A 24,467-nucleotide genomic window follows, 5' to 3' on the forward strand; every position below is an offset into this window, starting at 1 on the left:
GTTTTAAAATGATAAAAGTTTTAATAAATGCATATGCTTGCTCGCCAAATATGGGTAGTGAGCCTGGTATGGCTTGGAATTGGTGTGTAAATTTAGCAAAGTATTGTGAACTTCATATCATTACGGAAGGTGAATTTCGAGATATAATTGAAGAGGTACTGCCTAAGCTGCCACAATCAGTTAATATGTACTTTTATTACAGCCCAGTTTCAGTAGAAGTTCGTAAGATGTGTTGGAATCAAGGTGATTGGCGTTTTTATAAACATTATAATAAATGGCAATTAAAAACCTATCAAATTGCTCAAGAAATTGTTAATTCAAATAAAATTGATATTCTTCATCAATTAAATATGATTGGATTTAGAGAACCAGGCTACTTATGGAGAATAAAAGGTATTCCATTTATTTGGGGACCTGTTGATGCCAAACAAAAATTTCCAGTTTCCTATTTAGTGGGAGCGAGCTTAAGGACAAAATTATTTACACATCTTAAAAATAGTATTACTTATTTACAACTCACGTATTCAAAACGGATTCACCTAGCTGCTAAAAGCGCTTCAGTAGTTGTTTCAGCATCAACAAATTCTCAGGTTACCTTTAGTAAGTTTTTTAATATAGCATCTCCATTGATCAATGAAACAGGTTGTTATATTCAAGAACATGAAGTTTTAGACAAAACGAATAAAAAGCATTTAGATCTTTTATGGGTAGGAAAACTTGATTTTAGAAAACAATTATCGATTGCCATAAAAACCTTGGCAACAATCAATAAAGTAGATGTCGTACTCCATATTGTTGGGGGGGGGGATAATGTTTTTTATAAAAATTTGGCAATGTCACGAGGTGTAGAAAACCGATGTAAATGGTATGGATTGGTAAGTCATAAAGAGGTACAACAGATGATGCAAAAATTTGATTTGATGTTTTTCACGAGTGTTGCTGAAGGAACACCTCATGTGGTATTGGAAGCTATTGGTAATAATTTACCTGTTGTATGTTTTAATACCTGTGGACAAGGAGATGCTGTAAATGAAAAAGTGGGTGTTAAAATACCACTAACCAATCCAAAACAATCAGTAGTTGATTTTTCAAAAGAAATAACACATCTTTATGAAAATAGACACCTTATTAGAGTAATGGGATTGAACTGCAAAGAACGCCAGGTTGAGTTATCCTGGGATCTAAAAGTAAAAAAAATGATAGAACTATATAAAACTGTTTATAACAGCATTGATGTTTTATAAAGTAAAATACATACTGTTGTACTAAGATAAATTACTTTATTTTTAAAAAAAGATAAAGTTTTAGACTATTTAAGTGCGTAAATGAAAGCAATAATAATATTGATTTTAATTTTTATAGTACTATATTTATATTAAAAATATCTAATCTATGAAACATAAATCATTACCCCTTTTAGAGTACAATGTTTTTAATGATGCCTTATCAACAATAAATTATAGGCAGAAGCAACTCATCACCACTATCAATCAATATTCGTATTGTATTGCAGATAACGATTTCAATTTTAAAAAGGCGTTACAGCAGTCAGATATTCTATTGCCAGATGGTATAGGCATAGTTATTGCCGCCAAACTGTTAAAAAAACAAAAAATAAAAAAAATTGCAGGGGCAGATATTCATCAATATTTACTAGAACAATTGCAAATACATTCTGGTTCGTGTATGTATTTAGGGGCCTCTGAAGATACTTTACATAAAATAAAAGAACGTTTAGCAAAAGAACATCCAAATATTGAGGTATCTACGTATTCGCCACCTTATAAAGCAGCATTTACAAAAGAAGACAATGAAAACATGGTAGCCGCAGTAAATGCAGTACAACCAGATGTTTTATTTGTAGGGATGACCGCCCCAAAACAAGAAAAATGGTCAAAAGCAAATGAAAATCAATTAAACACAAAAACCATTTGTGCTATAGGTGCTGTATTCGACTTTTATGCGGGTACTGTAGAAAGACCCAATGAATTTTGGATTAAAATGCAGTTAGAATGGTTTATTCGCTTGGTAAAAGAACCCAAAAGAATGTGGCGCAGGTATTTGTATTATGGTCCGTTTTTTCTATACTTGTTGTTAAAAGTAATGATTAGAAGAAAAGACCGTTAAATAACGTTAAGTTATTCTTAGAATAAAAAAGGCATTATGATTTATAAGAGAAAGAAATAGTAGCCTCTCTAATATAGTAATTGTGCCATTAATTTACTTTTTGATGAGTTTAAATTATAAAAATGAAAATAGAAAAGTCAAAGTTTGTTCCAATAATATCTTCTATTGTTGATATTTTTTTGTTAGTGATTTCTTACATATGTGCTACCTTTTGGGTGTTTGAAGGCGCGTATCCTAATTTTATATTCTACAATAGCTTTATTATTGGCTGGTCTATATTATGGGTATCCATTTGTTTGAAGTTTGATATCTATGAAATTCCAAGAATATTTTTTACGCACAGGGTTTTATCTAGAAATTTATATGCCCTTATCATGTTTTGTTTTTTAAGTGGAGGATTAATTTTTTTTATAACTGATGATAAGTTTTCAAGACCCTTTTTTGCGTATGCTATTTTAGTTTTCAGTTTTTTGGTGCTTTTTTGGAGGGTTTTATTTATTTATTTCTTAAAAAGATACAGAAGAAAAGGGTATAATTTTAGTCGAGTTTTATTGGTTGGAATCAATAAAAATATCAATACACTTATCCAAAAAATTTATTTGAACGAAAATTATGGCTTTCACATTTCAGGACTGTTTACTGATGCAATTGTTAGCAATCATTTAAAACAATATCATAAAGGAGGGCTTACAGAAATTACAAACTTTTTAAAGGATCATACTGTAGATGAAATTATCATTTCATTACCTTACCATCAAAGTAAATTGATTAATGACTTGTTTCAATATGCAGATAATAATATGATGCGTGTTCGAGTAATTCCTGAGTTTTCAGAGTACTTGTCTCAAACATTTTCTATTGATTATGTAGAGAACATACCCATTATGAAATTAAGAAGTGAGCCTTTAAAAAGTTTAACCAATAGATTTATAAAAAGAGGCTTTGATATTGTATTTTCTGTTTTGGTGATTTTGTTGCTATTTTCTTGGTTGTTTCCAATTATTGCGATAATCATAAAGTTGACGAGTAAAGGACCTGTATTTTTTGTGCAAGAAAGAACAGGAAAAGATGGACAACCTTTTAAGTGCCTTAAGTTTCGAAGCATGACTGTAAATTCTGATTCAGATAGTGTTCAGGCTACTAAAAATGATAAAAGAGTGACCAAATTTGGCGCTTTTATGCGTAAAACCAGTATTGATGAATTGCCACAAATTATCAATGTAATATTAAATAATATGTCTCTGGTTGGCCCTAGACCCCACATGATCAAACATACTGAAGAGTATCGTGTGTTAGTTGATAAATTTATGGTACGTCATTTTGCAAAACCCGGAGTTACAGGTTGGGCACAGATTAATGGGTATAGAGGAGAAACAAAATTACTAAAGGATATGGAGAATAGAGCTGTGGCGGATATTTGGTATATTGAAAATTGGAGCTTTTTGTTAGATGTTAAAATAGTTATTGTTACAGCTTGGTCTATGTTTTTTAAAAAGGATGAAAATGCGTTTTAATGCCCGTACATCATTGCGTACGAAGTGAATCAATGTGATGGTATAAATTACAGATTACTTCAGTCGTTCCTCCTTCGTAATGAAGTGTAGTTTTTCATCTCGACCTTGTGGAGAGATCTAATTTACGCAGTAAGAGATTTTTCTATTCCGCTTAGGCTTCAATCAAAATGACAGAGAGCTTTGTTATTGCGGATGTAGTAAAGCAATCTGTTACATAAAATCTATAGGTTACTTTAGTCGTTCCTTTTTCGGAACAACGTTATAAACAAAGTATAATAAAATCCTATCATTAGTTAGGTACTATTCCGAAGAATTTGCTATTTTAGCCCAAAATATATTTATGAAAAACTTTTTAGTTTATGCATTGTTTCTGGCTTTGTTACTACAACTAAGTGCCTGTGTCTCAAAAAAAGACATCATTTATTTTCAAAATGATGAAATTGATCAATCTAAAGTTTCGAATAGTTACAAAACGATTATAAAACCGGATGATTTGTTGCAGATTGTGATTACCGCCCAAGATACTGAAGCTGTGGTACCTTTTAATTTAGGAATGGTTAATTTTTCAGCGACAGGTGGTGCTGCTATGGGGATGCAACAGCAACTGAATTACTTGGTTGATACCAATGGAGAAATTGATTTTCCAGTATTGGGAAAGTTAAAAGTGGGGGGTTTGTCTAGAGATGAGTTGATTACCTTGTTGAAAAATAAACTAGAACCTGATTATATCATTAAACCAAATATTAATATTATAATAACCAATTATAAAGTAACAGTTTTAGGTGATGTTCGAAGACCAGGGAATTATACAATCCCCAATGAAAGAATCACCATTCTGGAAGCTATTGGTTTGGCTGGTGATTTGAATATTTCTGGTCAACGGAACAATGTAATAGTGCAAAGAGAAGAGGATGGTAAAAAAACACAATACAAAGTAGACCTGCTTTCTAAAGAACTATTTACATCACCCGTATATTATCTACAACAAAATGATGTGGTGTATGTAGAGCCCAATTATGCTAAAATTCAATCAGCATCTGCCAATTCCAATACAAGCTTGTTTATTTCTATAACTAGTCTTTTAGTGACTGTGGTTGCCCTATTAATTCGATAACAATGCAAGATACAAAAGAGAACTTTATAACGAATACTGCGTTTGACACAGAAACTTTAAATCTTAGAGATGAGCTAGAAAAATATATTATTTACTGGAAATGGTTTGTACTCGCAGCAATAATATCTCTTAGTACTGCTTATGTATACCTAAGGTACACTACCCCAACATATACGGCCTCAACTTCTATAATGATTAAAGATAATAAGAAGTCTGGTATTTCAGCAGAGTTAGCAGCTTTTGAAGACTTAGGAATCATTGGAGGGGGATCTGCAAACAGTCCAGAAAATGAGATTGAAATCTTAAAATCTCGAAAAATAATTGGTCATGTAGTAGATTCTTTAAATTTAAACATCACTTATTATGTAGAAGGTAGAGTTAGGAAAATAGAGCTCTATGAAAATTTACCATTTAGGCTCGAATTTACTTCTAACAGTTATTCAAGAAATAGAGATACCACATTCATCATATCTATTAAGGGAAATAACAACTTTGTGTTTTTAAACAAAGAATTGGAAACTATAAAAGAGGCTAGTTTTGGGCAAGAAATGAATAGTGATATTGGACTTTATAAAGTAATAAAAAATAATAAAGAGAAAAATACTTTTTTAGGTGAAACTATTTTTGTTTCCTTGCGCAATAGAGATAAAGTTATAGACAATTACAGAGGAAGAATAAATGCCAGTTTAGTAGATAAAAATTCAAGTGTGTTGAATTTAACTTTAGTGGATTCTAAAAAAGAGAAAGCCGTAGCGATTTTAGACGAATTGGTATACCAGTACAACCTAGATGCAATTAAGGATAAAAATATAGTTTCTGAAAAAACCAAGGTATTTATTGAAGAGCGTTTAGAAAGCGTAGGTGCTAACTTGGCAATGGTACAAGACAATGTGAAAGACTATAAAATGAAATACGGAGTTACTGTTTTATCTGCAGAAGGTGAAATGGTCTTGGAAGAATTATCTAATAACAATCAAAATATAGTTACTGTAAAAAGTCAACTCAGTTTGGCCAAATGGATTCAGGAAAAACTAACTAAAGCGTCGCAACAAAATACTATTTTGCCCACTAATTTAGGTTTTCAGGACGAGATGATTACATCATCTATAGAAAAGTATAATGATTTGGTATTGTTAAAAGATCGGTTAATTGTAACTGCTGGGGATAGAAACCCTCGCCTTATACAATTGCGCACTCAAATAGCAACTTTGAAAAAGAATCTGCTGGCGAGTTTAACCAATTTAAAGAGATCCTTAGAAATTCAATTGAAACAGTTTACTAACGAATTTCAAAAGTCGTCTAATAAAATTTCAAATATTCCTGTCATTGAAAGAGGATTGATAGACATCGAACGTCAGAAAATTATTTATGCTGAATTATTTTCTTATTTGTTGACCAAAAAAGAGGAAACAGCGATTTCTTTAGCAGTTAGTGTACCTAATGCAAAGATCATTGATTATGCCTACAGCAATGGAGGACCTGTTTCACCGAATAAAAAGAAGATTTATGTAATAGCTTTATTTTTAGGCCTAATGGTTCCTTTTGGGTTTATTTATTTGAGAAATTTACTAGATACCAAAATACACTCAAGAAAAGATATTGAAGATGCCACTTCCATCCCTTTTTTAGGGGATGTACCACACTCTGAAACAGATAATAAAGTGGTTATTAAAAATGATTCTAGAACAAGTACAGCAGAGTCATTCCGATTGATTCGCACAAATCTTGACTTTATGTTGTCTGACAAAAATTCTGATGAAGGGAAAGTGATTTTTGTTACTTCAACGACTAGCGGTGAAGGAAAATCATTTATCTCAATTAATTTAGCTTCGGCCTTATCTTTATCGAATAAAAAAGTTTTATTATTAGGAATGGATTTACGAGCGCCAAAGGTTACTGAGTATTTAGGTATACCTGAACGTAAAGGGGTTACCAATTTTATAACCAATGCATCTGTAGCTTTGAAAGATATCAAGTTTTCTATTCCAGAAATTAAAGGGTTGGATATTATCTCATCAGGTGTTATTCCTCCCAATCCTGCGGAATTACTACTAGGGGATAAGACCAAAGAACTGTTTGAAGAAGTTAAGAATGAGTATGATTTTATTATTGTAGATACAGCACCCGTTAATTTAGTAACGGATACTTTTTTAATAGCTAAATATGCAGACATAACCTTGTATGTTACTAGAGCCAACTATTTAGACAAACGAATGCTTAAAGTTGCTCAAAATTTATTTGATGAAAAGAAATTACCAAATATGGCTGTTGTATTGAATGATACAGACATGACAAGAGGTTATGGTTATGGTTATGGTTATGGTTATGGTTACGGTTATGGTTATGGTTATGGAGTTGGATATTTGGAAGAAAGCAAAAAACCTTGGTACAAAAGAATTTTTAAAAGTTAATCTTGATACTTTTTATTTTAATCAAATTAGCTTTAATTAAATCTGTTGTCAGTTGTCTTTTATTAATTTTTGTGTTTTGCTTAATCAATAACTTTACCATGATTTTTAAATCATGGTAAAGTTATTTTTGGCTATTAAGCCCAAATAGAAAAGGCACTTTCAGAAGTAAATAATCACTTGTTTATCAGATAAATAAGTTGTATTTTAGATAATAACAAACCCCGAAAATGAGCTGTACACTCAAAAAACGGGGTTTTTAATTTATCTATGTATGACTAAAATACGAAGAATCTCCGAATTTCAGCATGAATTTTCATTTTTAAGAGCCAGTGAAAATTTTGAACTTTATTTTAATCAATTTTTATTAAGTGATTTAGGAAAAATCTATACCGCTATTCCTTGGGATGATTTGGTTTCTGTTTTACGCCTTGATTTTACTGAAATCCTATAATGAATAGCGAAAAACTAAAAACCATCTAAAATTTATAAATTTTAAATGGTGTTTTTAGAATTGTTGTTTAAAAGTCTGCTACTTCTGAAAGTGCCTAGTAAGAAGTAGTTGGTAAGCAAGAGGTATTATAGATAAAAACCTGAGTTCGATTATTAAAAGAGGCAAATTTGATTAGAATTTGTTATATTTAATAGCAGGTTTTTTAGGTAAAAAACTATATGCAATTAGACCAGAAATAATATTAGTTAAAAAATTATTGAAACTTCTATGTCTAAAATGTTCAATTTGACAGATATTTTTAAGTTCATCATTCACAGTTTCAATGACAGAACGTTTTCTTAACAATATCTTGTCAGACATGGTCATTAAACAGTTTTTCATATTATTTCTAATATTTGTAATGAGTTCAATGCCATCAATAAAGAGTATTTTGGAAAGTTCTTTGCCAATATATCCTTTATCAGCGAAGATCTTTCCAAATATTTTATCCAAAAAACGTTCTTTTTTCAGCGGATTCCTATCATCTTCACTAGCCTGTGTAATGGTAAAATTCAAGATTTCGCCTTTATCGTTTATGATGATATGAAGTTTAAAACCATCGAACCAGCCCATGGTTGATTTTCTTGTATTGGCAATTCCTTTGAATACTTTGTTGGTATAGATTCGTTTGTTTTTACAAACTCTTACAGGTGTGGAATCTATGAAAGAAATTCCAATACATTTTCCTAAACAACACGTTTTTAAGAATGTTACCATTGGCATCAAATTAGACTGCATAAGTTCTGTAAATCTATTGTAGAAAACGGTTTGAGGAAATTCACTTTGCATATGCTTCTGAACGTAATAAATATAGAAGTATTTAAAGGTTCTAAATCCGCTTAAATGAAAAAGTACTGTAATAGTAATTACTTCACTTTTTGACATTCTAGGTGGTCGCTTTGAAATATTACCAAGTAGTGATTTATCAACTATTTGGTCGTATTCTTTACAAAATTCATCAACAATACAAAATAAATCCGTAATTTTAGAGTAACAATATATAGATAGGTTTTTAGATTAAAAAATTGAAATTCAGTACTTTAAATTACTAAAAATATATCTTTTTTTTCTAATAAAATTTATCTAAATATTAATCGAACTCAGGTTAAAAGTAAAAAATCCAAGTTCTTTCTTAATTATATTCCACAAATTTCATCTGAATTTACAGGTTTAAGAATTGTAGCTAATATTGAGTAGTGCAACAAAGAAATAAATTTAGGATATTTAATCCATTCCAAACTTCTCATCTAATAATATTTATAATTAGGAGACGGTTTTGGTATTTAGATTAAGACATTTCATTTATAAAAGACATACTATTTCTTAAACCCCAGTTTTTTTAATTGATGCTTTTTCCATTTTTTATCTTTAAATCTATTCAAGATCCATTGTCTGAATTCTTTTTTGTAGATAGTAAAAAACATATATTCCATACGCTTTTTAAAAAGTACTTTTTGGTATATTTTTTTATAATGCATCTCTTTTTTGCGTGAAGAGTATTCTAGTTGTTTATAAAAAGTATCAACATAGGATTTCGTTTTTTGGCTAATCGCGTATTCTAGTGATTCAATTTTACCAAAAACTTCATAACAGATGGCTAAAAAGTTATTCAAGGGAGCGTGCAATTTGTTAAAAATAGAAATGGCGTCTTTAGCACTGGTATTTTGAGCTAATAAAAATACATCATAGGCATTTCTTAATGATATCGTTTTGTAATCTTTACCAAAATCATTAATTTGTTTTGCAATAATTGTCAAATTCAATTGATCTCCATCACTTAAAACACAAAATCCGTTTTTATATTGAGTATTGTTTTTAATAATATCAAAATGAAACTCCTTTGCATATTTTTCTGTAATTAGTTCTTTATGAATCTCAACAGCAGTATCACTTTTACCATCTTTTTTATGTATTCTAGGATAATGTTTAAACTCGGGGTAAAAGTAGTCTTGTTTATGTACAGTTTCATACCCAAATGTTAATAATACTTCAATCGCTTTTGGATACTCTTTCTTAGACACAATAAAATCAATATCCCCAACCATGCGTTCGGCGATATCTTCATACAAGCATTCCAATAAATTTCCAGTTCCTTTTAGAAAGACGGGGGTGATGTTGTTAGTTAAGAGTACTCTGTTAATTTCTTTAGCTTGCGCTATTATTTTTTGATTGCGTTCTCTATTTAAATCGGTAATATGCTTCATATAGGCTACCAAATCTTCAGGGAGGTACTGCAAGAAATTCGCACGCTTTAAATTGCAATATAGCGCAGGAAACACAAAGTGACCTGTACTCACTTTAACAACTGCATCCCAATCCACACTATTGCTTTTGAGTTGTGCTTCGATAGCAATTTTATTTTTCTCTTCGTGATTAATGGTCAAACTTTGGCCGATAAAAAAAAGCGTTTCTTTATACGTCATTTTTGGTGTTTTGATCAGTTTGTTTTCAAATAGTCAATGCTGTATGCAAGTGTAGCAATACGAAATGCCGCTATAAAAATGTGATGTCAAATCGTTAATTAATTTCACGCATAGCAAACATATTAAAAGTAACTTGAATATACAACTGGCTTAGTAGGGTAGTGTTGATGTCAACGTTGTCATAATTCAGTTCTTCACGTGTGTTTTGAATAGATAAAAAACAAATACTTTGTTTATTGTTTTTGGGTAATTATAAAAACAAATCCAAAAATAGTACAATTGTAAAACTTTTCAAGTATTAAAATCAGAAACGTTAATAAAGAATACTTGTATCGCTGAACTTCACAATCATTTGATCGTCTACCCCTAAATAGCGCCTGCTACCCAAATAACGATTTTTGTTAAACGCATCATAATGAGGTTGTTTCTCATCCATAGAACTCAAATGCACATTGCCAGAAGCGTGAATAAATTCCATTTTAGCATTGCCCAACCAAATACCAACGTGCGTAACTTTTTGTTTTTTATTGGCAGTTGCTTTTTTGCCAAAAAAGAGCAAATCGCCTTTTTCTAGGCCTTCAAACTTCAATGCAGCGTCTACAATTTGGCCTGCTAGCACTTGTTGAGAGGCATCTCTAGGAATGATAAAACCATTCATTAAATACACCATTTTTGTAAACCCACTACAATCCATTCCTTTGCTAGACGTTCCTCCCCATAAATACGGAAAACCTAACATTTCTTTTGCGTAGTGTTCTATGTTTTTTTGCGTTTGTGAGATTTCAGTGTCTTTATAAAAAGAATTGCTTTGTAACCAAGCTTCGTAAATCATCGCTTCCTCTTTTCTAATATATCCTTTTCTTTCGTCCGGAAATTGTACAAAATAATACTCTTTCTCGTTTTGTAGAAGTATTAAAACCCCACCTAAAGTGATGTCAGAAACAATTTCTTTAAATTTTAGATCTTTGTACACATAGCCAAAATTTTGAGTGTACATCACCTTTTTAGAAGTATTCCAAGCCGTGAATTCCTCTTTCGTCATTCTTGTAATTCCGCCTTTATCTACCCAAGAAATATAGTGGTCAGGCGTTTGAACTCTATAAAAATCTCCTTTTTTATCATATATTTTTAAAGGCATGCCCAACAAACCTTGCGTACCTAATTCTGCAGAATGTTTGGGTTTAGAGCGGATGTTAATTACAGAATTTCTGGCAATTGCAAATATTTTTTGGCCAACAGCGCTGTCTGGTAATACTCTGATTTTATTGCTAAAATCTACATCTAAACTTTGTAGACTATCTAATAATTTTTGATAACCTTGTTGAGAGTTTGTTTTGCCTGTTGCCACAATCTTATCATTAATGTTCTCAATTTCAATGTTATAAATAGCTACTCTTTTATCGGGTGCATATTGTGCTTGTATATCTTGGTTAACGCTTTGCAAACCTGAAACTAACAAGGAATTGTTGTTGCAAGAAATGCAGCATAAAATACAGATAAGAAGTAATGTTTTATGAAAATGCATAAGTAAGTTTTCTAGTATTAGTAGAATAAAGATACTAATTAATTCATTCTAAAATTAGAATGTTTTATATTTGATAACAATCCTTTATTTATTGATGAAATACAAAAACACATTAGCGTTTGCGCAACAGTTAGATCAAGAAGATTCACTTGCTTATTTGCGAAATCAATTCCATATTCCAAAAGATAAAGACGGAAACAATTGGTTGTATTTTACAGGAAATTCTTTAGGATTACAACCAAAAGCTACCCAAAAATACATCCAGCAAGAATTAGACGATTGGGCAAATTTAGGGGTAGAAGGGCATTTTGAGGCTCAAAACCCATGGATACGTTACCATGAGTATTTAACCGATAAAATGGCAAAAATAGTAGGAGCAAAACCTATTGAAGTTGTGGTAATGAATACTTTAACGACCAACTTACATGTATTAATGGTATCGTTTTATAGACCCACAAAAACAAAATATAAAATTGTGATTGAATCTGACGCGTTTCCTTCAGACAGATATGCAGTACAATCGCAATTAAAATTTCATGGCTTTTCTGAAGATGATGTAATTGAGTGGAAACCAAGAAAAGGAGAGGAATTATTGAATATTGATGATTTAGAAGAAATTGTTCATAAGCAAGGTGAAGAAATTGCAATGCTATTAATTGGTGGTGTAAATTATTACACAGGTCAGTTTTTAGATTTAAAACGAATCGCAGAAATCGGGCATTCTAAAGGTTGTATGGTTGGTATTGATTTGGCTCATGGAGCAGGAAATGTACAACCCAACTTACATGATGCTGGTGTAGATTTTGCAGCTTGGTGTACCTACAAATATTTAAACTCAGGGCCAGGAAGTTTATCAGGAGTATTTGTACACGAAAAACATGCTAAAAACAAAGATTTACCGCGTTTTGCAGGTTGGTGGAATCATAACAAAGCCACACGTTTTAATATGAGACAACCTTTTGATGTAATGGAAGGAGCAGAAGGTTGGCAATTGAGCAATCCACCCATATTATCTATGGCTGCTATAAAAGCATCTTTAGATGTTTTTGATGAAATAGGCATGGAAGCTCTTCGTCAAAAATCAGAAAAATTAACGGGCTATTTCGAGTTTTTAATCCATGAAATGGATTCAGAAGATATCAAAATCATCACCCCAAAAAATCCAAAAGAACGAGGTTGTCAATTATCTATTCAAGTAAAAAATGCAGATAAAAGGTTACATCAAAAACTCACAGAAAAACATATCATCACAGATTGGCGCGAACCCAATGTAATACGTTGTGCTCCTGTACCCATGTATACTACTTTTGAAGATGTGTATCAAATGGTTTCAATCCTATCTTCAATCCTTTCCAAATTAAATGAAGTTTAATGGATTTATAATTGATGAATACCAATGATATAAAATTACTTTTCGAAAAAGAAGGTGAAGTAATTTTTTTAAAGAAAAAATCTGAATTAGGATTTTTAGATATTTTTTACACGAATAATGTAATACTTGATTGTTTACTATTTTTTAGAAAAACTAAATACCATAGTCTTATAATTTCTAAAAAACGAATTGTTCTTATCAGGAAAAATAAATTGATAAAAGAGTTTTTTTATAATAGTAATGAAGGAATTAAATTTAACTCTGTAATTCCTGAAATTGTTTTTTTTGATCAAAAAGGAAAAACAGACATCATTAACATATCATTTATGAGATTAACTTTTGAAGAAATAAGGTTGATTAAAAATAAAATAAAGAATCTTGGAAAATAAAAAAGAAACAAAAAGCAACAATGAAAAAAACTTCCCTTTTGGAGAGGATTTAGGAGGGGCTTCAATTTTAATAATCGGAGCAGGACTCTGTGGTTCTTTGTTGGCACTAAGACTAGCACAAAGAGGCTACAAAGTAGAAGTTTACGAAAGCAGACCCGATTTACGAAAAGTAGACATTTCTGCAGGACGATCTATCAATTTAGCATTATCAGACAGAGGTTTAAAAGCCTTGCGATTATGTGGAATGGAAGAAAAAGCCAAAGAAATTTGTATACCAATGTATGGTAGATTAATGCATGATAATCAAGGAAATACTTTTGCATCCAACTATTCAGGTAGAGCAGGTGAGTATATCAACTCCATTTCAAGAGGCGATTTAAATGCTATTTTATTAGATGAAGCCGAAAAACACGAAAATGTCAACATCCATTTTAATAATGGATGTAAAAAAGTAGACATCGAAAATAAAATAGCGCATTTTAAAAATTACAAAACCAAAGAAAAGTTTCAAGTAAAAGCAGCTATTATTTTCGGAACAGATGGTGCAGGTTCATCTTTGAGAAAAAGTTATGTTTCAGAGCGTAAATTCTTATTTAGTTATTCGCAAAACTATTTAAATCACGGGTATAAAGAGTTAGAAATTCCTGCTGATAAAAGTGGAAATCATCAAATAAGTAAATCACATTTGCACATTTGGCCAAGAGGCGATTTTATGTTAATTGCCTTACCAAATATGGATGGTAGTTTTACAGTAACCTTGTTTTTAAGTTATGATGAAGGCGAATACAACTTTAAGAATTTAACTTCCGAAGAAAAAATTATCGCATTTTTTGAAAAAGAATTTCCAGATGCCTTGGCTTTAATTCCGAATATTAAAGAAGAGTTTGCCAACAATCCTACTGGTCCTTTGGGCACTATTAAATGCTCTCCTTGGTCGTATCAAAATAAAACGCTTTTAATGGGAGATTCTGCGCATGCCATTGTTCCTTTTTACGGACAAGGAATGAACGCTTCTTTCGAAGATGTATTTGTTTTTGATGAAATCTTAAATCGTTTTCAGCACAATCAAGAACGTTTTGATTGGGAAGCTGTTTTTAAAGCCTATCAAAAAACGAGAAAAAAAGATACGGATGCTATTGCAGATTTAGCGATTGATAACTTTTATGAAATGCGAGATCACGTTGCAAACCCTTTATTCAAAGAAAAACGTAAAATAGAAATGGACTTAGAAAAGACATTTCCAAGCCAATATGCTTCAAAATATTCGTTGGTTACTTTTAATGAAAACATTGGTTACAATGAAGCTATGAAAAGAGGAAGAGCACAAGACAAAGCATTATTAAATTTAATTGCAGATGACAAAGTGCATACGCATTTAGAGATGACAAAAGAGGAACTAAATAGCATTTTAGATAAAGTTATAGCAGAGACAAATAACATTTTAGAAGAAGATAAAATTGCAGGATTGTAAAATTATTAGAAGCTATTCCTGCTTTCCACTATATCTTTTTTATGAAAAATAAAAAAGGATGTCGTTTCAATCAGGGCTAAGCATTTTTATAAAAACTACTGATTAAATTGAAACTATAAGAACGTTAATAAACTGAATGAAAAAATATATTGTTTTATTAAGAGGCATCAATGTATCAGGTAAAAACAAAATACCTATGGTAGATTTACGTCGGTTATTAACAGCATTGAAATTTCAAAAAGTGCAAACTTACATTCAAAGTGGTAATATTATCTTAGAAGCTAATTTAAATAGAAATGATATTTGCGATACTATAAAAATCGGAATTAAAGAAAAATTCGGTTTTGACGTTCCTGTAATAGCAAAAACAATTTCGGAATGGAAAAAAGCCATAGCGAATTATCCTTTTGCAATTGAAAATGAAAAAATAGTAGCTTTTACTTTTTTAGATAGAACACCAGAAATCAATGAAATTGAAATCAAGAATATTGGCGAAGATCAATTTAAAATTGATGGAGATCTGATTTATGTGTATTGCTCAAATGGGTTTGGAAAATCAAAAATTAACAATAATATATTTGAGAAAAAGTTAAAAGTAACTGCAACAACAAGAAATTTAAGAACTACTTTAAAATTATTACAAATAGCTGAGGATGAGGTTTTATAATTGTTTTAACATAAAACAATCTCACAATTGCAAGAATATGATTTCATTCTAAACTAGAACCAATATATAAATAGTGGAAATTTATTTTAATTACAGTTTTGCAGGAGCTAACAAACAAAAAAATATCGTTTAGAAATTTTCTAAACGATTTTTAATTTTAATATTTTAAGTTAATTACTCTACAATTAAAGTAAAAGGAATACTATATTTAACTCCTACAGGCTTACCTCTCTGTCTACCTGGCGTCATTTTTGGTAATTTATTCATTACACTAACCACTTCACTTTTAATTTTTGGGTGTGGTGCTCTAGCTTGAACGTTAGTGATATTTCCATTTCTATCGATTTTAAAAGCAATGAATACTCTTTTTTTACCTGGAGATAAACCTAATTCGTTTGGTAAATCTGCATCGAACTTTTGAGAGAAATGCTTTTGCACTTTTTGACTAAAACATTTCTTTAACTCCGCTTTGTTTCCTTTACAACCAGGAAAAACAGGTACATCTTCAATAATCATAAAACTTACGTCTTCAATTACCTCTTCTACCTCTTCAACTTCTTCAATTTCTTCTACTTCAATTGCTTCAGTTTCGTCTGTTTCAGTAGATTCTATTACGGTTTCTTCAATCTCCTTTTCGTCTTCTACAATCTCAATTTTTTCTGGAGTTGGTGGTGGTGGAGTTTTTGGTTTCACAGGTTCAACTCTTTCTGTAATAGGAATTTCTTCTTCCATTTCAGCATTCATATTTACAACTGCTAATTCACCATAGGTTTTGTCATACGTTTTTTGTTCTATGGCAACATAGATTACAAATAGGGCTAACACTAAGCCAATTTGCATAAAAATTTTACTAAAATTTTCTAAATTTGATTTAGGATTTTTCTTAATTTCCATTATAGAGAGTTTTATAGGTTGCTAATTTAATTAAATTATTGTTTTAATTACAACTATGAAGATGATTTAATGCGATTTTTTTTTAAAAAAATATTAAAAATCCATAATGCTAATAGTACACCTAAACTATTGGCTAATACATCTAATAGATCTCCAGATCTATATGCTGTTAAATTACTTTGTAACACCTCAATAATTATGCCAAAAGATATACAAAGCAACACAATTGTATATTTTTTTTGTGGCTTTTTATAAAAGCTAAATAACCAAGTTATGGCTAACGTAAAATAGGCAATAGAGTGGTATGCTTTATCTATGTTTTTAACGTCCATACTCGGTACATTAGAAACTTTTATTAAGCTTAAACATAAGATGGCTACAGTAACCCCTATTGCAAAAAGTAGTACGTTATTGAGTAATAAGGTTTTTATACGCTGCAGCATCTAGTAAGTTTTCAATTTGTGAGCTGTCAGAAATTTCTATCTTAATCATCCAACCTTTATTGTAAGGATCTGAATTTACCAATTCTGGTTCGTCTTCTAGCCCTTCATTAAATTCAATTACCTCACCAGTTAAAGGCATAAATAAGTCAGATACAGTTTTTACGGCTTCTACAGAGCCAAAAACTTCACCTTCTTCAACAGTGTCATCTAAAGTATCAACATCAACATAAACGATGTCTCCTAATTCGCCTTGAGCAAAATCTGTAATACCAACAATAGCAATGTTGTCTTCAATTTTAATCCACTCGTGGTCTTTGGTATATTTTAATTCTGATGGAATGTTCATTTTTTACTATTTTTTATGAATTTGAATTTACTTTTTTAGTTTCTTCCTAGATTGTAAACAATATTTATACCTCCATTAATTGCTTGTCTTGGAAATGTGGTAGAAATTGCAAACCTAGAGGTTTGATGGTTATAATAAAAAGAGGCAGTTAAGCTTCTGCTTAAAATATAATCTGCTGTAAATTTAATAGAAAATAATCGTTGACCACCACTAATTTGATTATTATCTTCATCTATATATCTAATCTGTGTTAAATTATCTCGTAAAGAAACGTCTGCCCTTAAATTTATATCTCCTTTTAAAGTGGTTTTTTTACCCGTAAAACGCGTGTTCATTTTTACGTTTTTAAAAACATAACCTAATCCAAAAATATATTCTGTACCAGCAATATCAGTTAAAGTGCTGTTGTTAAAATTCATGGTTAAAGTTCTATCTCTTTTTACTTCACCTCGAAACGAAAAAGAGTTTTTCATTTTCATATCTACTTTAATTAATGGCGAAAATTCATCAACTAAAGTGGCACTTGCTATTAATCTTTGCGACTCGAAGTTGCCTGCAGCATTAGTTTCGGTTAATGCAGTACCGTCTTTATATTGTAAGTTATTTGTAAAGTTAGATATAGTGTAAGAAGATTTATAGCCATGAGAAACTACAAAGGATGAAAAGTTTTTCTTAAACCATTTCATTTTCATAAAACCACTGTAACGTAATGTCCAGTTAGGTATTGGTATATTTCTAAATAATCCTGTATTTACTTTTGTTGGACTTTTACCAGAATATGCAGCCATAAAAGCCGGTAATAAAACTTGTTGGCTATTGCCACCAAAACCTTTTACTGTACCATCGTCATTTATATTTGCAGGGTCGTTTGTATCGATACCATTTTCTGATGCTAATCTTTGAGAAATTTCAACTCGAGCATCTTTCATTGTTTGAAATAAAGCATCACCATCTGTAAAAGCGGTAGAAAACATAGAATGACTTGTGCTAAAGTTTCCAGTTTCGAAGGTGTCAATAGTATCGTCTAAAATTCCATTTGGGTTCGCAGTTGGGTCATTTGCTGCAATAACATCTAATTGTTGCGAAATATCTTTAGTTTGTATTTTGTTACCCCTTACATCTATATTTAAATCAGCAACAGGTTTTAAAGTAAAGTTGTAATCTAATTTATTATAGTGCGTTCGGCTGTAAGTTTTGTTAAAATACTCTTCATCAACCCCTCTAGGATTTACCAACCATCCATTGGTAAGTGCTTTGTTTCTAATATCTACTTGGCTACCGAAAGCAAAAGCAGTTGGAGAACCACCTAAGAAACCAACGCCCTCATCATAACCTTGTAAATATTGACCATTATTTTCGGTATAACTTACTTTACCCTGTTTTATAGAAGTTAATAAGCCCCAAGTAGTTTTTAAGATTTGTTTACCAATGGGTAAATTTTTCTTGGGTCTTATTCTAGATAAGTTTTTTCCTTTTGCGTTTTTACGTTGTGTTTTGGTTAATAACAATCGTTCAAAACCGATGCTTTTGTATATTTTATCAAACGTAAACGTGGTATTTAAATTATGTGTATTGGCATTCTGAATTACATTACCAATCTGTTCTGCAATGGTTTGGTCTTGTGAAGATACCTGCCAATCAAAATCGGCAGTATAAGCATAATCTGCTTTAATAAATTTTAAGAATGGAAATTTATCTAAAGGCAATTGGTATGTTCCGTTTAATTTTTGGTGGTATTGATTTGCTCTACCTGTATTAAAGAAATCATCAAAAATTTGCAATTCTTCTCCACTTCCAAAAGCATCATAAATATAATTATTAGTAGCGTTAAAGTTGAGTTGTAATGATTTTGTAAGGTCGAAACCAATTGTATAATCCCAATCAAATAAAAATCTTCGTTGAATTAATTCTGGTTGATCAGATAAGCCTTCAATTAAGTTTCTAGATTGCTGCTCGTTATAACTTCTATTAATTCTAGAGTTTATGGCTAATGTAGTTGGAACTGGATTAAAATTAAGGTCTTTTAAAAATTTCCAATACTTACTTCTAAATAAAGAATCATTCTTTTTAAAAGGTTCAATGGGTTTAGCATCGAAATTAAAGTTATACCCAGCAGAAGCCATTACATTTTCGTTGATAAACTTTTGAATGTTATAATCTCTGCGAAATTCTCGATTATGAGAGTAAGAAACCGCTACATTTTCTACGTCATAAAATTTAGGCTTTTTAGTAGTATTTGGGTTTCTATTCTTTTTTACATTGATAAAACTAATGCTGGTTCGTTTTGTATAATCTTGAGAATTATTGATGTTTTCTAAAGCTTGTTCCTTTTGTGGGCTATCAGTTTGACTTTCAAAGAACGATTTTACCTCGCTAAATTCAACGTCTTGGTATTGACGATCAAATTTAGGATCAATAAACGTTTCGCCAATACTATAACTCATAGGAATTTGAAGTCCCCATTTTTGAGGCGTTAGTACTTTACCTAAACTTACTGTTGTGCTTATATCATATTGCTTGGTTTCATCTAAAGTACGTTGTGCAACTCTATCTTCTACATTACCAAAACCAATGGTTTGCATACTACCAGATAGTGAAACGTTGGCAACATCAGCAAAATTAGCATCTGCATTTACTACAGCTGCCCAGCCAGCTTCATTATCAAAATCAGAAGATCTTAGTTCGTTAAACCAAACCTCTCCACTCTTATTGCTAAGACTGGTATTTTTTAATCCTAAAACAATGGTTCTTAATTGCGCTAAAGTAGGGTTACCTTTTACGGTTACTTTATAAGGTAAGTCTCCTTGATTTTGAGAGGTATAAGGTTCGTTTATAGGCTCTCCTAAACCATCTCTTTCTAACTTAACCGTACCTAAAGTTTCTAAAAAGGCATTCAGGTTATTTTCTTCTGGCCAAATTTGTTCGGCAGTATTACCACTTTCAGAAACTTTTAAGGGCAATTCTAACTCGTAATAGTTTTCATCTAAATCTGTACCTAAACGAATAACTCCTGCAAAGGCATTGTCTGCAGCAGGGGCTTCGCCCTCTACACTTTGCAAGTGCATAAACATTTGTAAGTTTTTAAAACGTCTTAAATCTACACTAATGTTTTTGTAAATGGCTCTTGTTTTTCCAGCTTCTAAGTTATTTACTTTTAGTGTAACCGATTGCTCATTTTGTAATTGAACAGTGGTGGTGCCTTGTAAACGTTCTCGTTCAATACCTGGAGGCGTTTGGTATGTTCCATTATTTTGTTCAATACTAACCACACCAACTTCAAAACTTTCAAGTTCAGCTTGATTTAAATCTCTACTTGGGTCAATATCTGGATCTATAGTTTTTAAGTAACGTCTCCAATCTCCTCTAACCAAATCTAACTCACCAAAACGAAGAACCACAGGCATTTTAAAGTTGGTTAAATACATTCTCACAAAACGAATGCTGTTAAAGTCAGAAATTCCGTTAATTGGAGTACCATTTCTGATTGGTACTCTAAATTGATACCAAGTGGTTTCTTGCGTGTTACCGTTTTCTAGGGTTACTGTGGTTGTTTTTTGATCTACAATAAAATTTTTACCTTTTTGTAAATCATTTCTATTCATAGAAATTTTATATTCATAAAAACTTTCAACAGTATTCATGGTTTGATCTCTGTTGATGTCTTCTACATCTGGGTATGTTGTAGATGAAGTTGGGTAAGTTTCTGGAGATTGATTTAACGTGGGCGAGTTTCCTTGCGTGTTGTTAAAATCTTTATATCTTCTAACAATTGATGCATTTAAGGCATCTAAATTGCCACCTCTAAAAAATTGAAAGTTATCAGAAGCAGGATCATTTATGAGATAACTTGGTAACGTTTGTGGATCAACCCCTAAATTTGCTGCTAAATTGGTTAACTCTTCAGCATCTGTTAAACCGTCGAAACCTAAATCTTGATTGTTTCTTGCATCATCTTCTTCACTAAATGCATAAATGATTGAAGGATTTCTAGGTACATCTCCCCAAATTGTTCTGTTTACATTAACATCGTTTACTTTTATACCATCTTCAGGTAAACCATTTTCAAACATTTTACGGCTATCCTTTACAATATCTTCAGAAACATTTCCTAAATTGATGTATAAATCACCTACTTGATTAGATATATCATTTGGGTTTATACCTGCAGGTAAACCTTCTTCTGGTGTAATAGAATAATTTTGGTAAGGATCCATTACCCAAAACTGAATGAATTCTACATTGGCTTGATCAAAATTATTGGTGTTTAATGGTCGCATAATTCCACCCCAATTTTCTTCAGGATTTTTTAAAGTACCATTGTCATTCACATCATTAGCATCAATATTAAAATTGTAAGAACCTCTTTCTTCTGGAAAATACGCCAAATCTAATGTTCTTAATAAGGTGTTTTGAGTAATATCAAATTGTTGATTCGGAAACAATTCACTGTAATTTATTTGTCTTGTTTCTGCTCTAGAAAGTTCATCTGCATTAATACTAGCTGGTGTATCACCCAAACCATAGAAAATTTGGTCAATGCTATACCATGCTAACTTTGCTCTTTTATCATTATAATTTAATCCGCTGGCATTACCATTAAAACGGTCTGTAATATCGTTATATTTTGGTGTACTTGCTTCGTACCAGTCTAAAGCAGATAATAAACTAATGGGTATTTGAGAAGCCTCAAAATCATCAATATAAGAAGTAGCTGCGCCAGCCACATCAATACCACTTGGTGTACCTGGCAGTAAATACGCCATATCTGCTCTTACAGAAATGTTAGAAGGTGCATCTGTATCTACAAAAGGCAGTTTATTCGCTAATTTTGTAAAGTATGGTACTTCTGTAGCATAATCAATATTTACCCCAAACATGGTATTGTTTATTGGGTCTGAACCAAAATTTACTTTAGGCGTTAAAGGTCTTTCCATCACATTTAACACAGTACCACCTACTACAAAATCATCAGAAAATTTGTGCTCAATATCAACCCCCATAAAGGTTTTTCTTTGTTGATTAAAAACGGCATTATTCTCTGTAGAAACATTTATTGGAGTACCAGAAGCACGTAAGCCAGGATCTATAATTTGTACTCTACCTAGTTGATAATCTACTACATAATCTACACCTTCTACCAATTGTCTACCACCAGCAGTAACTCTCACAGAGCCTCTTGGAACATTAAATGCGCCAATTGGTATTCCACCAGCACTTTCAGATTTAAAATATCCTTTTAAAAAGTATTTGTCTTTGTTTTGAAAGTTGTTTTGAATGTTGATTTTAGTGTTTAAATAGAGTTCTTTAAATATAAATTTTTCATCTAAAGTTTCATCTAAACCAATATCTGCAGAGTTGTTAGGATCTTTTACCAAATCATTACCAAAAGGTTCTGGTTCTGGAAAAATTACATATCCGTTTTGTGAATTTACAGTAACTCCTTCAACATAATCAAAGAAGCCATCTGAAGTTCTAAATTGACTTTGGTCTAACTGGTCTAACTTAAAAACCTGAATTAAAGGTAAGTTCGGAATATTAGGCGTATTTGCGTTTTGCAAAACATTAGATGCAATACCTGTATCATCATCTCTATACTGGATTTCGAAACGAAAACCATCTTGTGTTAACGGAAAAGCCCCAAGTGCATAAACGTTTTTCATCATTAAACGCCAAGTTGGGAATGATTCATTTTCGCCAGTATTTGGGTTTTCGCGAACGGTTTGTAAAATTTCTGAACGTAATAATTTTACGGCTAAATTTTCTGGTGCTTGTACACCATCATTAGAAAACTCACCAACTTTAAATGATTTTTGGGTACTACCATTAACTGTGCCAGCAACTGTATATTCGTATGCAACTGCTAAAACTTCGCCATCATTTAACCTTCTATTTAAAGAAATATAGCCCAATTGCGAATTTAATCGATATTCATTAGTACTCAATTTTCTAGCATTTTCTAAAATAGAATAATCTGTACCAGAAGACATAGAAAATTCGTTTCTTAAAGTTGATTCAACAGTAGAAACATCTCTAATTCCGTTTAAAATATTGTCTTCATAAATAGTATTGGCATCGTTTTGTGGCAGATATAGCACTTCACCATTTGCGTTTACAGTAATAGGGTTGGTTGAGTTTTCAACCTCACCAGAACTATTTACAAAATTGCTGTAAAAATTATTATCGGCACTTGGGGTATTGGTTTCACCAATATCTGCAAAGGCAACAATGCTTCTAAAATCTTCTGTAGTTGCGTTTCTGTTGGTAATCCAAACTTCAATTCTAGTAATATTTACTTGACTACTAATTAGTGGATATTGTTTTAAAGAGTTGGCATAATTATCTATAAAAAATTGCGATAAGAAAAAGTGCCTATCATTATCGTAATCTGTGGTTCTGAGTTCAAATTCTTCAATTGATGCACCTGCTTCTGCCACAACCGTTTTACTTTCAGAATTTTGTTGAGAAAAAACAGCGGTTACATTGGTGTTGCCAAATTGTAATTTTGCTTTTACCCCAAATAAGCTTTGCGCACCATTAATTAATGAGTTTTTAATAGGCATTGCAACATTACCTGCTTCTATACCTTGTAAAATATCATCTTCGGTTGGTGTATAATCTATTTTTATTAAATTTTGAAAATCGAAAGTAGATTGTGTGTCGTAGTTTGCGCTAAATTCTAAACGTTCACCAACTTTTGCACGAAGGCTTGCATTAATTTGTTGGTCAAAATCAAAAACCAAACTGCTTCTATTTTCCTCAGAAATTTGTGGGTTTTCTGTATTCTGATAAATAAAACCAAGTTTTAGGTTTAAGCTTCCTGTTGGTGTTACTTTAATGCTGTTTCCTCCAAAAATCGATTCAAAAAATTTAGAGTTTACATAATATTCAGGCAGTAAGTCTCTTTGGGCAGCATCAGCACCTTTCTTTTTACCATTTGTTGCGCTTACTTTATCTTTAAAATATTGCAACATGTCTCGTTTTAAACGATACTTTGCATATTCTCTTTGGGTTAAAAAAATGGGTGTTTTGGTGTAATAATCGCCAATTTTTTCTAGGATTACATATTTGTTTAAAGCTTTGTCAAAAATAACTTCTTTCTTTGCCAAATCATCTAAAAAGAGTCCGCCTTTTTGGGTGTTTTTAAAATCGTATCTTAATTTTAAGGTGTCTTTTTTAACTTTAGTGGTGTCTTTTGTTTTTTGAGTTTGTGCAAATAAAGATAAATTTACCGAAAAAGTAAATAAGACTAATAAAAGTATGTGTTTTAATAATCGAATCAAT

17 protein-coding genes are annotated in these 24,467 nt (G+C 31.4%); 10 read left to right on the forward strand and 7 right to left on the reverse strand.

Annotated features, from left to right (window positions below; translation table 11 throughout):
* The first annotated feature begins 8 nt into the window (after positions 1–8).
* The 6 genes from SJY27_RS13715 to SJY27_RS13740 all read left to right on the forward strand — a co-directional run bounded on the left by SJY27_RS13715 (position 9) and on the right by SJY27_RS13740 (position 7,617).
* Positions 9–1,244 carry a glycosyltransferase gene (locus SJY27_RS13715; protein ID WP_397445432.1) on the forward strand — a complete coding sequence of 412 codons (1,236 nt, stop codon included), beginning with the start codon at positions 9–11 and terminating at the stop codon, positions 1,242–1,244.
* Between the two features lie 148 nt (positions 1,245–1,392).
* Complete coding sequence (locus SJY27_RS13720; RefSeq protein WP_397445433.1) at positions 1,393–2,127, forward strand: WecB/TagA/CpsF family glycosyltransferase; 735 nt, start codon at positions 1,393–1,395, stop codon at positions 2,125–2,127.
* 122 nt (positions 2,128–2,249) lie between these two features.
* Positions 2,250–3,641 carry an undecaprenyl-phosphate glucose phosphotransferase gene (locus tag SJY27_RS13725; protein ID WP_397445434.1) on the forward strand — a complete coding sequence of 464 codons (1,392 nt, stop codon included), beginning with the start codon at positions 2,250–2,252 and terminating at the stop codon, positions 3,639–3,641.
* Between the two features lie 340 nt (positions 3,642–3,981).
* Positions 3,982–4,755, forward strand: a complete 774-nt coding sequence (locus SJY27_RS13730) for a polysaccharide biosynthesis/export family protein (RefSeq protein WP_397445435.1) — start codon at positions 3,982–3,984, stop codon at positions 4,753–4,755.
* Between the two features lie 2 nt (positions 4,756–4,757).
* On the forward strand, positions 4,758–7,166 hold the full coding sequence (locus SJY27_RS13735) for a GumC family protein (protein WP_397445437.1): 2,409 nt from the start codon (positions 4,758–4,760) through the stop codon (positions 7,164–7,166).
* A 271-nt stretch (positions 7,167–7,437) separates the two neighbouring features.
* Positions 7,438–7,617 carry a hypothetical protein gene (locus SJY27_RS13740; protein ID WP_397445438.1) on the forward strand — a complete coding sequence of 60 codons (180 nt, stop codon included), beginning with the start codon at positions 7,438–7,440 and terminating at the stop codon, positions 7,615–7,617.
* A 171-nt stretch (positions 7,618–7,788) separates the two neighbouring features.
* Here SJY27_RS13740 and SJY27_RS13745 read toward each other — a convergent pair whose 3' ends face one another.
* The 3 genes from SJY27_RS13745 to SJY27_RS13755 all read right to left on the reverse strand — a co-directional run bounded on the left by SJY27_RS13745 (position 7,789) and on the right by SJY27_RS13755 (position 11,604).
* Positions 7,789–8,640, reverse strand: coding sequence for an IS982 family transposase (locus SJY27_RS13745; protein ID WP_397447926.1), 852 nt, complete (start codon positions 8,638–8,640; stop codon positions 7,789–7,791).
* Between the two features lie 332 nt (positions 8,641–8,972).
* The gene (locus SJY27_RS13750; protein ID WP_397445440.1) at positions 8,973–10,079 is read right to left on the reverse strand and encodes a nucleotidyltransferase family protein; all 1,107 of its coding nucleotides are present in this window, start codon (positions 10,077–10,079) and stop codon (positions 8,973–8,975) included.
* A 313-nt stretch (positions 10,080–10,392) separates the two neighbouring features.
* Positions 10,393–11,604 (reverse strand): NlpC/P60 family protein, encoded by a 1,212-nt coding sequence (locus SJY27_RS13755; RefSeq protein WP_397445441.1) that lies wholly within the window; start codon positions 11,602–11,604, stop codon positions 10,393–10,395.
* 94 nt (positions 11,605–11,698) lie between these two features.
* On the opposite strand from SJY27_RS13755, the gene kynU reads away from it, so the two are divergent.
* From kynU to SJY27_RS13775, 4 genes are all read left to right on the forward strand, one after another.
* Positions 11,699–12,976 (forward strand): kynureninase, encoded by a 1,278-nt coding sequence (gene kynU, locus SJY27_RS13760; protein WP_397447927.1) that lies wholly within the window; start codon positions 11,699–11,701, stop codon positions 12,974–12,976.
* An 11-nt stretch (positions 12,977–12,987) separates the two neighbouring features.
* The gene (locus SJY27_RS13765) at positions 12,988–13,365 is read left to right on the forward strand and encodes a hypothetical protein (protein ID WP_397445443.1); all 378 of its coding nucleotides are present in this window, start codon (positions 12,988–12,990) and stop codon (positions 13,363–13,365) included.
* A gap of 64 nt (positions 13,366–13,429) precedes the next feature.
* Entirely contained in the window at positions 13,430–14,836 is a 1,407-nt protein-coding gene (locus SJY27_RS13770) for an FAD-dependent oxidoreductase (RefSeq protein WP_397447928.1), read from the forward strand.
* 136 nt (positions 14,837–14,972) lie between these two features.
* Positions 14,973–15,503: a DUF1697 domain-containing protein gene (locus SJY27_RS13775; RefSeq protein ID WP_397445444.1), complete on the forward strand. Its 531-nt coding sequence runs from the start codon at positions 14,973–14,975 to the stop codon at positions 15,501–15,503.
* A 174-nt stretch (positions 15,504–15,677) separates the two neighbouring features.
* Here SJY27_RS13775 and SJY27_RS13780 read toward each other — a convergent pair whose 3' ends face one another.
* From SJY27_RS13780 to sprA, 4 genes are read right to left on the reverse strand one after another with little or no spacing between them, the layout of a single operon-like run.
* Positions 15,678–16,397: an energy transducer TonB gene (locus tag SJY27_RS13780; protein ID WP_397445445.1), complete on the reverse strand. Its 720-nt coding sequence runs from the start codon at positions 16,395–16,397 to the stop codon at positions 15,678–15,680.
* A gap of 53 nt (positions 16,398–16,450) precedes the next feature.
* Positions 16,451–16,840 carry a VanZ family protein gene (locus tag SJY27_RS13785; protein ID WP_397445447.1) on the reverse strand — a complete coding sequence of 130 codons (390 nt, stop codon included), beginning with the start codon at positions 16,838–16,840 and terminating at the stop codon, positions 16,451–16,453.
* Positions 16,806–17,186, reverse strand: coding sequence for a glycine cleavage system protein GcvH (gcvH, locus tag SJY27_RS13790; RefSeq protein ID WP_397445448.1), 381 nt, complete (start codon positions 17,184–17,186; stop codon positions 16,806–16,808). The genes SJY27_RS13785 and gcvH overlap by 35 nt, the downstream gene beginning before the upstream one ends.
* 35 nt (positions 17,187–17,221) lie before the next feature.
* A complete protein-coding gene (sprA, locus tag SJY27_RS13795) occupies positions 17,222–24,466 on the reverse strand; it encodes a cell surface protein SprA (protein WP_397445450.1) in 7,245 nt (2,414 codons plus the stop codon).
* Position 24,467 lies beyond the last annotated feature (1 nt).

It is taken from the genome of Polaribacter sp. R77954 (assembly GCF_044595335.1).
Taxonomy (GTDB): Bacteria; Bacteroidota; Bacteroidia; order Flavobacteriales; family Flavobacteriaceae; genus Polaribacter.

Bases quoted from the DNA above. Each gene is read 5' to 3' on its own strand.
- SJY27_RS13715 (WP_397445432.1), top strand. From the start codon at position 9: ATGATAAAAGTTTTAATAAATGCATATGCTTGCTCGCCAAATATGGGT.
- SJY27_RS13720 (WP_397445433.1), top strand. From the start codon at position 1,393: ATGAAACATAAATCATTACCCCTTTTAGAGTACAATGTTTTTAATGAT.
- SJY27_RS13725 (WP_397445434.1), top strand. From the start codon at position 2,250: ATGAAAATAGAAAAGTCAAAGTTTGTTCCAATAATATCTTCTATTGTT.
- SJY27_RS13730 (WP_397445435.1), top strand. From the start codon at position 3,982: ATGAAAAACTTTTTAGTTTATGCATTGTTTCTGGCTTTGTTACTACAA.
- SJY27_RS13735 (WP_397445437.1), top strand. From the start codon at position 4,758: ATGCAAGATACAAAAGAGAACTTTATAACGAATACTGCGTTTGACACA.
- SJY27_RS13740 (WP_397445438.1), top strand. From the start codon at position 7,438: ATGACTAAAATACGAAGAATCTCCGAATTTCAGCATGAATTTTCATTT.
- SJY27_RS13750 (WP_397445440.1), bottom strand. From the start codon at position 10,079: ATGACGTATAAAGAAACGCTTTTTTTTATCGGCCAAAGTTTGACCATT.
- SJY27_RS13755 (WP_397445441.1), bottom strand. From the start codon at position 11,604: ATGCATTTTCATAAAACATTACTTCTTATCTGTATTTTATGCTGCATT.
- kynU (WP_397447927.1), top strand. From the start codon at position 11,699: ATGAAATACAAAAACACATTAGCGTTTGCGCAACAGTTAGATCAAGAA.
- SJY27_RS13775 (WP_397445444.1), top strand. From the start codon at position 14,973: ATGAAAAAATATATTGTTTTATTAAGAGGCATCAATGTATCAGGTAAA.
- SJY27_RS13780 (WP_397445445.1), bottom strand. From the start codon at position 16,397: ATGGAAATTAAGAAAAATCCTAAATCAAATTTAGAAAATTTTAGTAAA.
- SJY27_RS13785 (WP_397445447.1), bottom strand. From the start codon at position 16,840: ATGCTGCAGCGTATAAAAACCTTATTACTCAATAACGTACTACTTTTT.
- gcvH (WP_397445448.1), bottom strand. From the start codon at position 17,186: ATGAACATTCCATCAGAATTAAAATATACCAAAGACCACGAGTGGATT.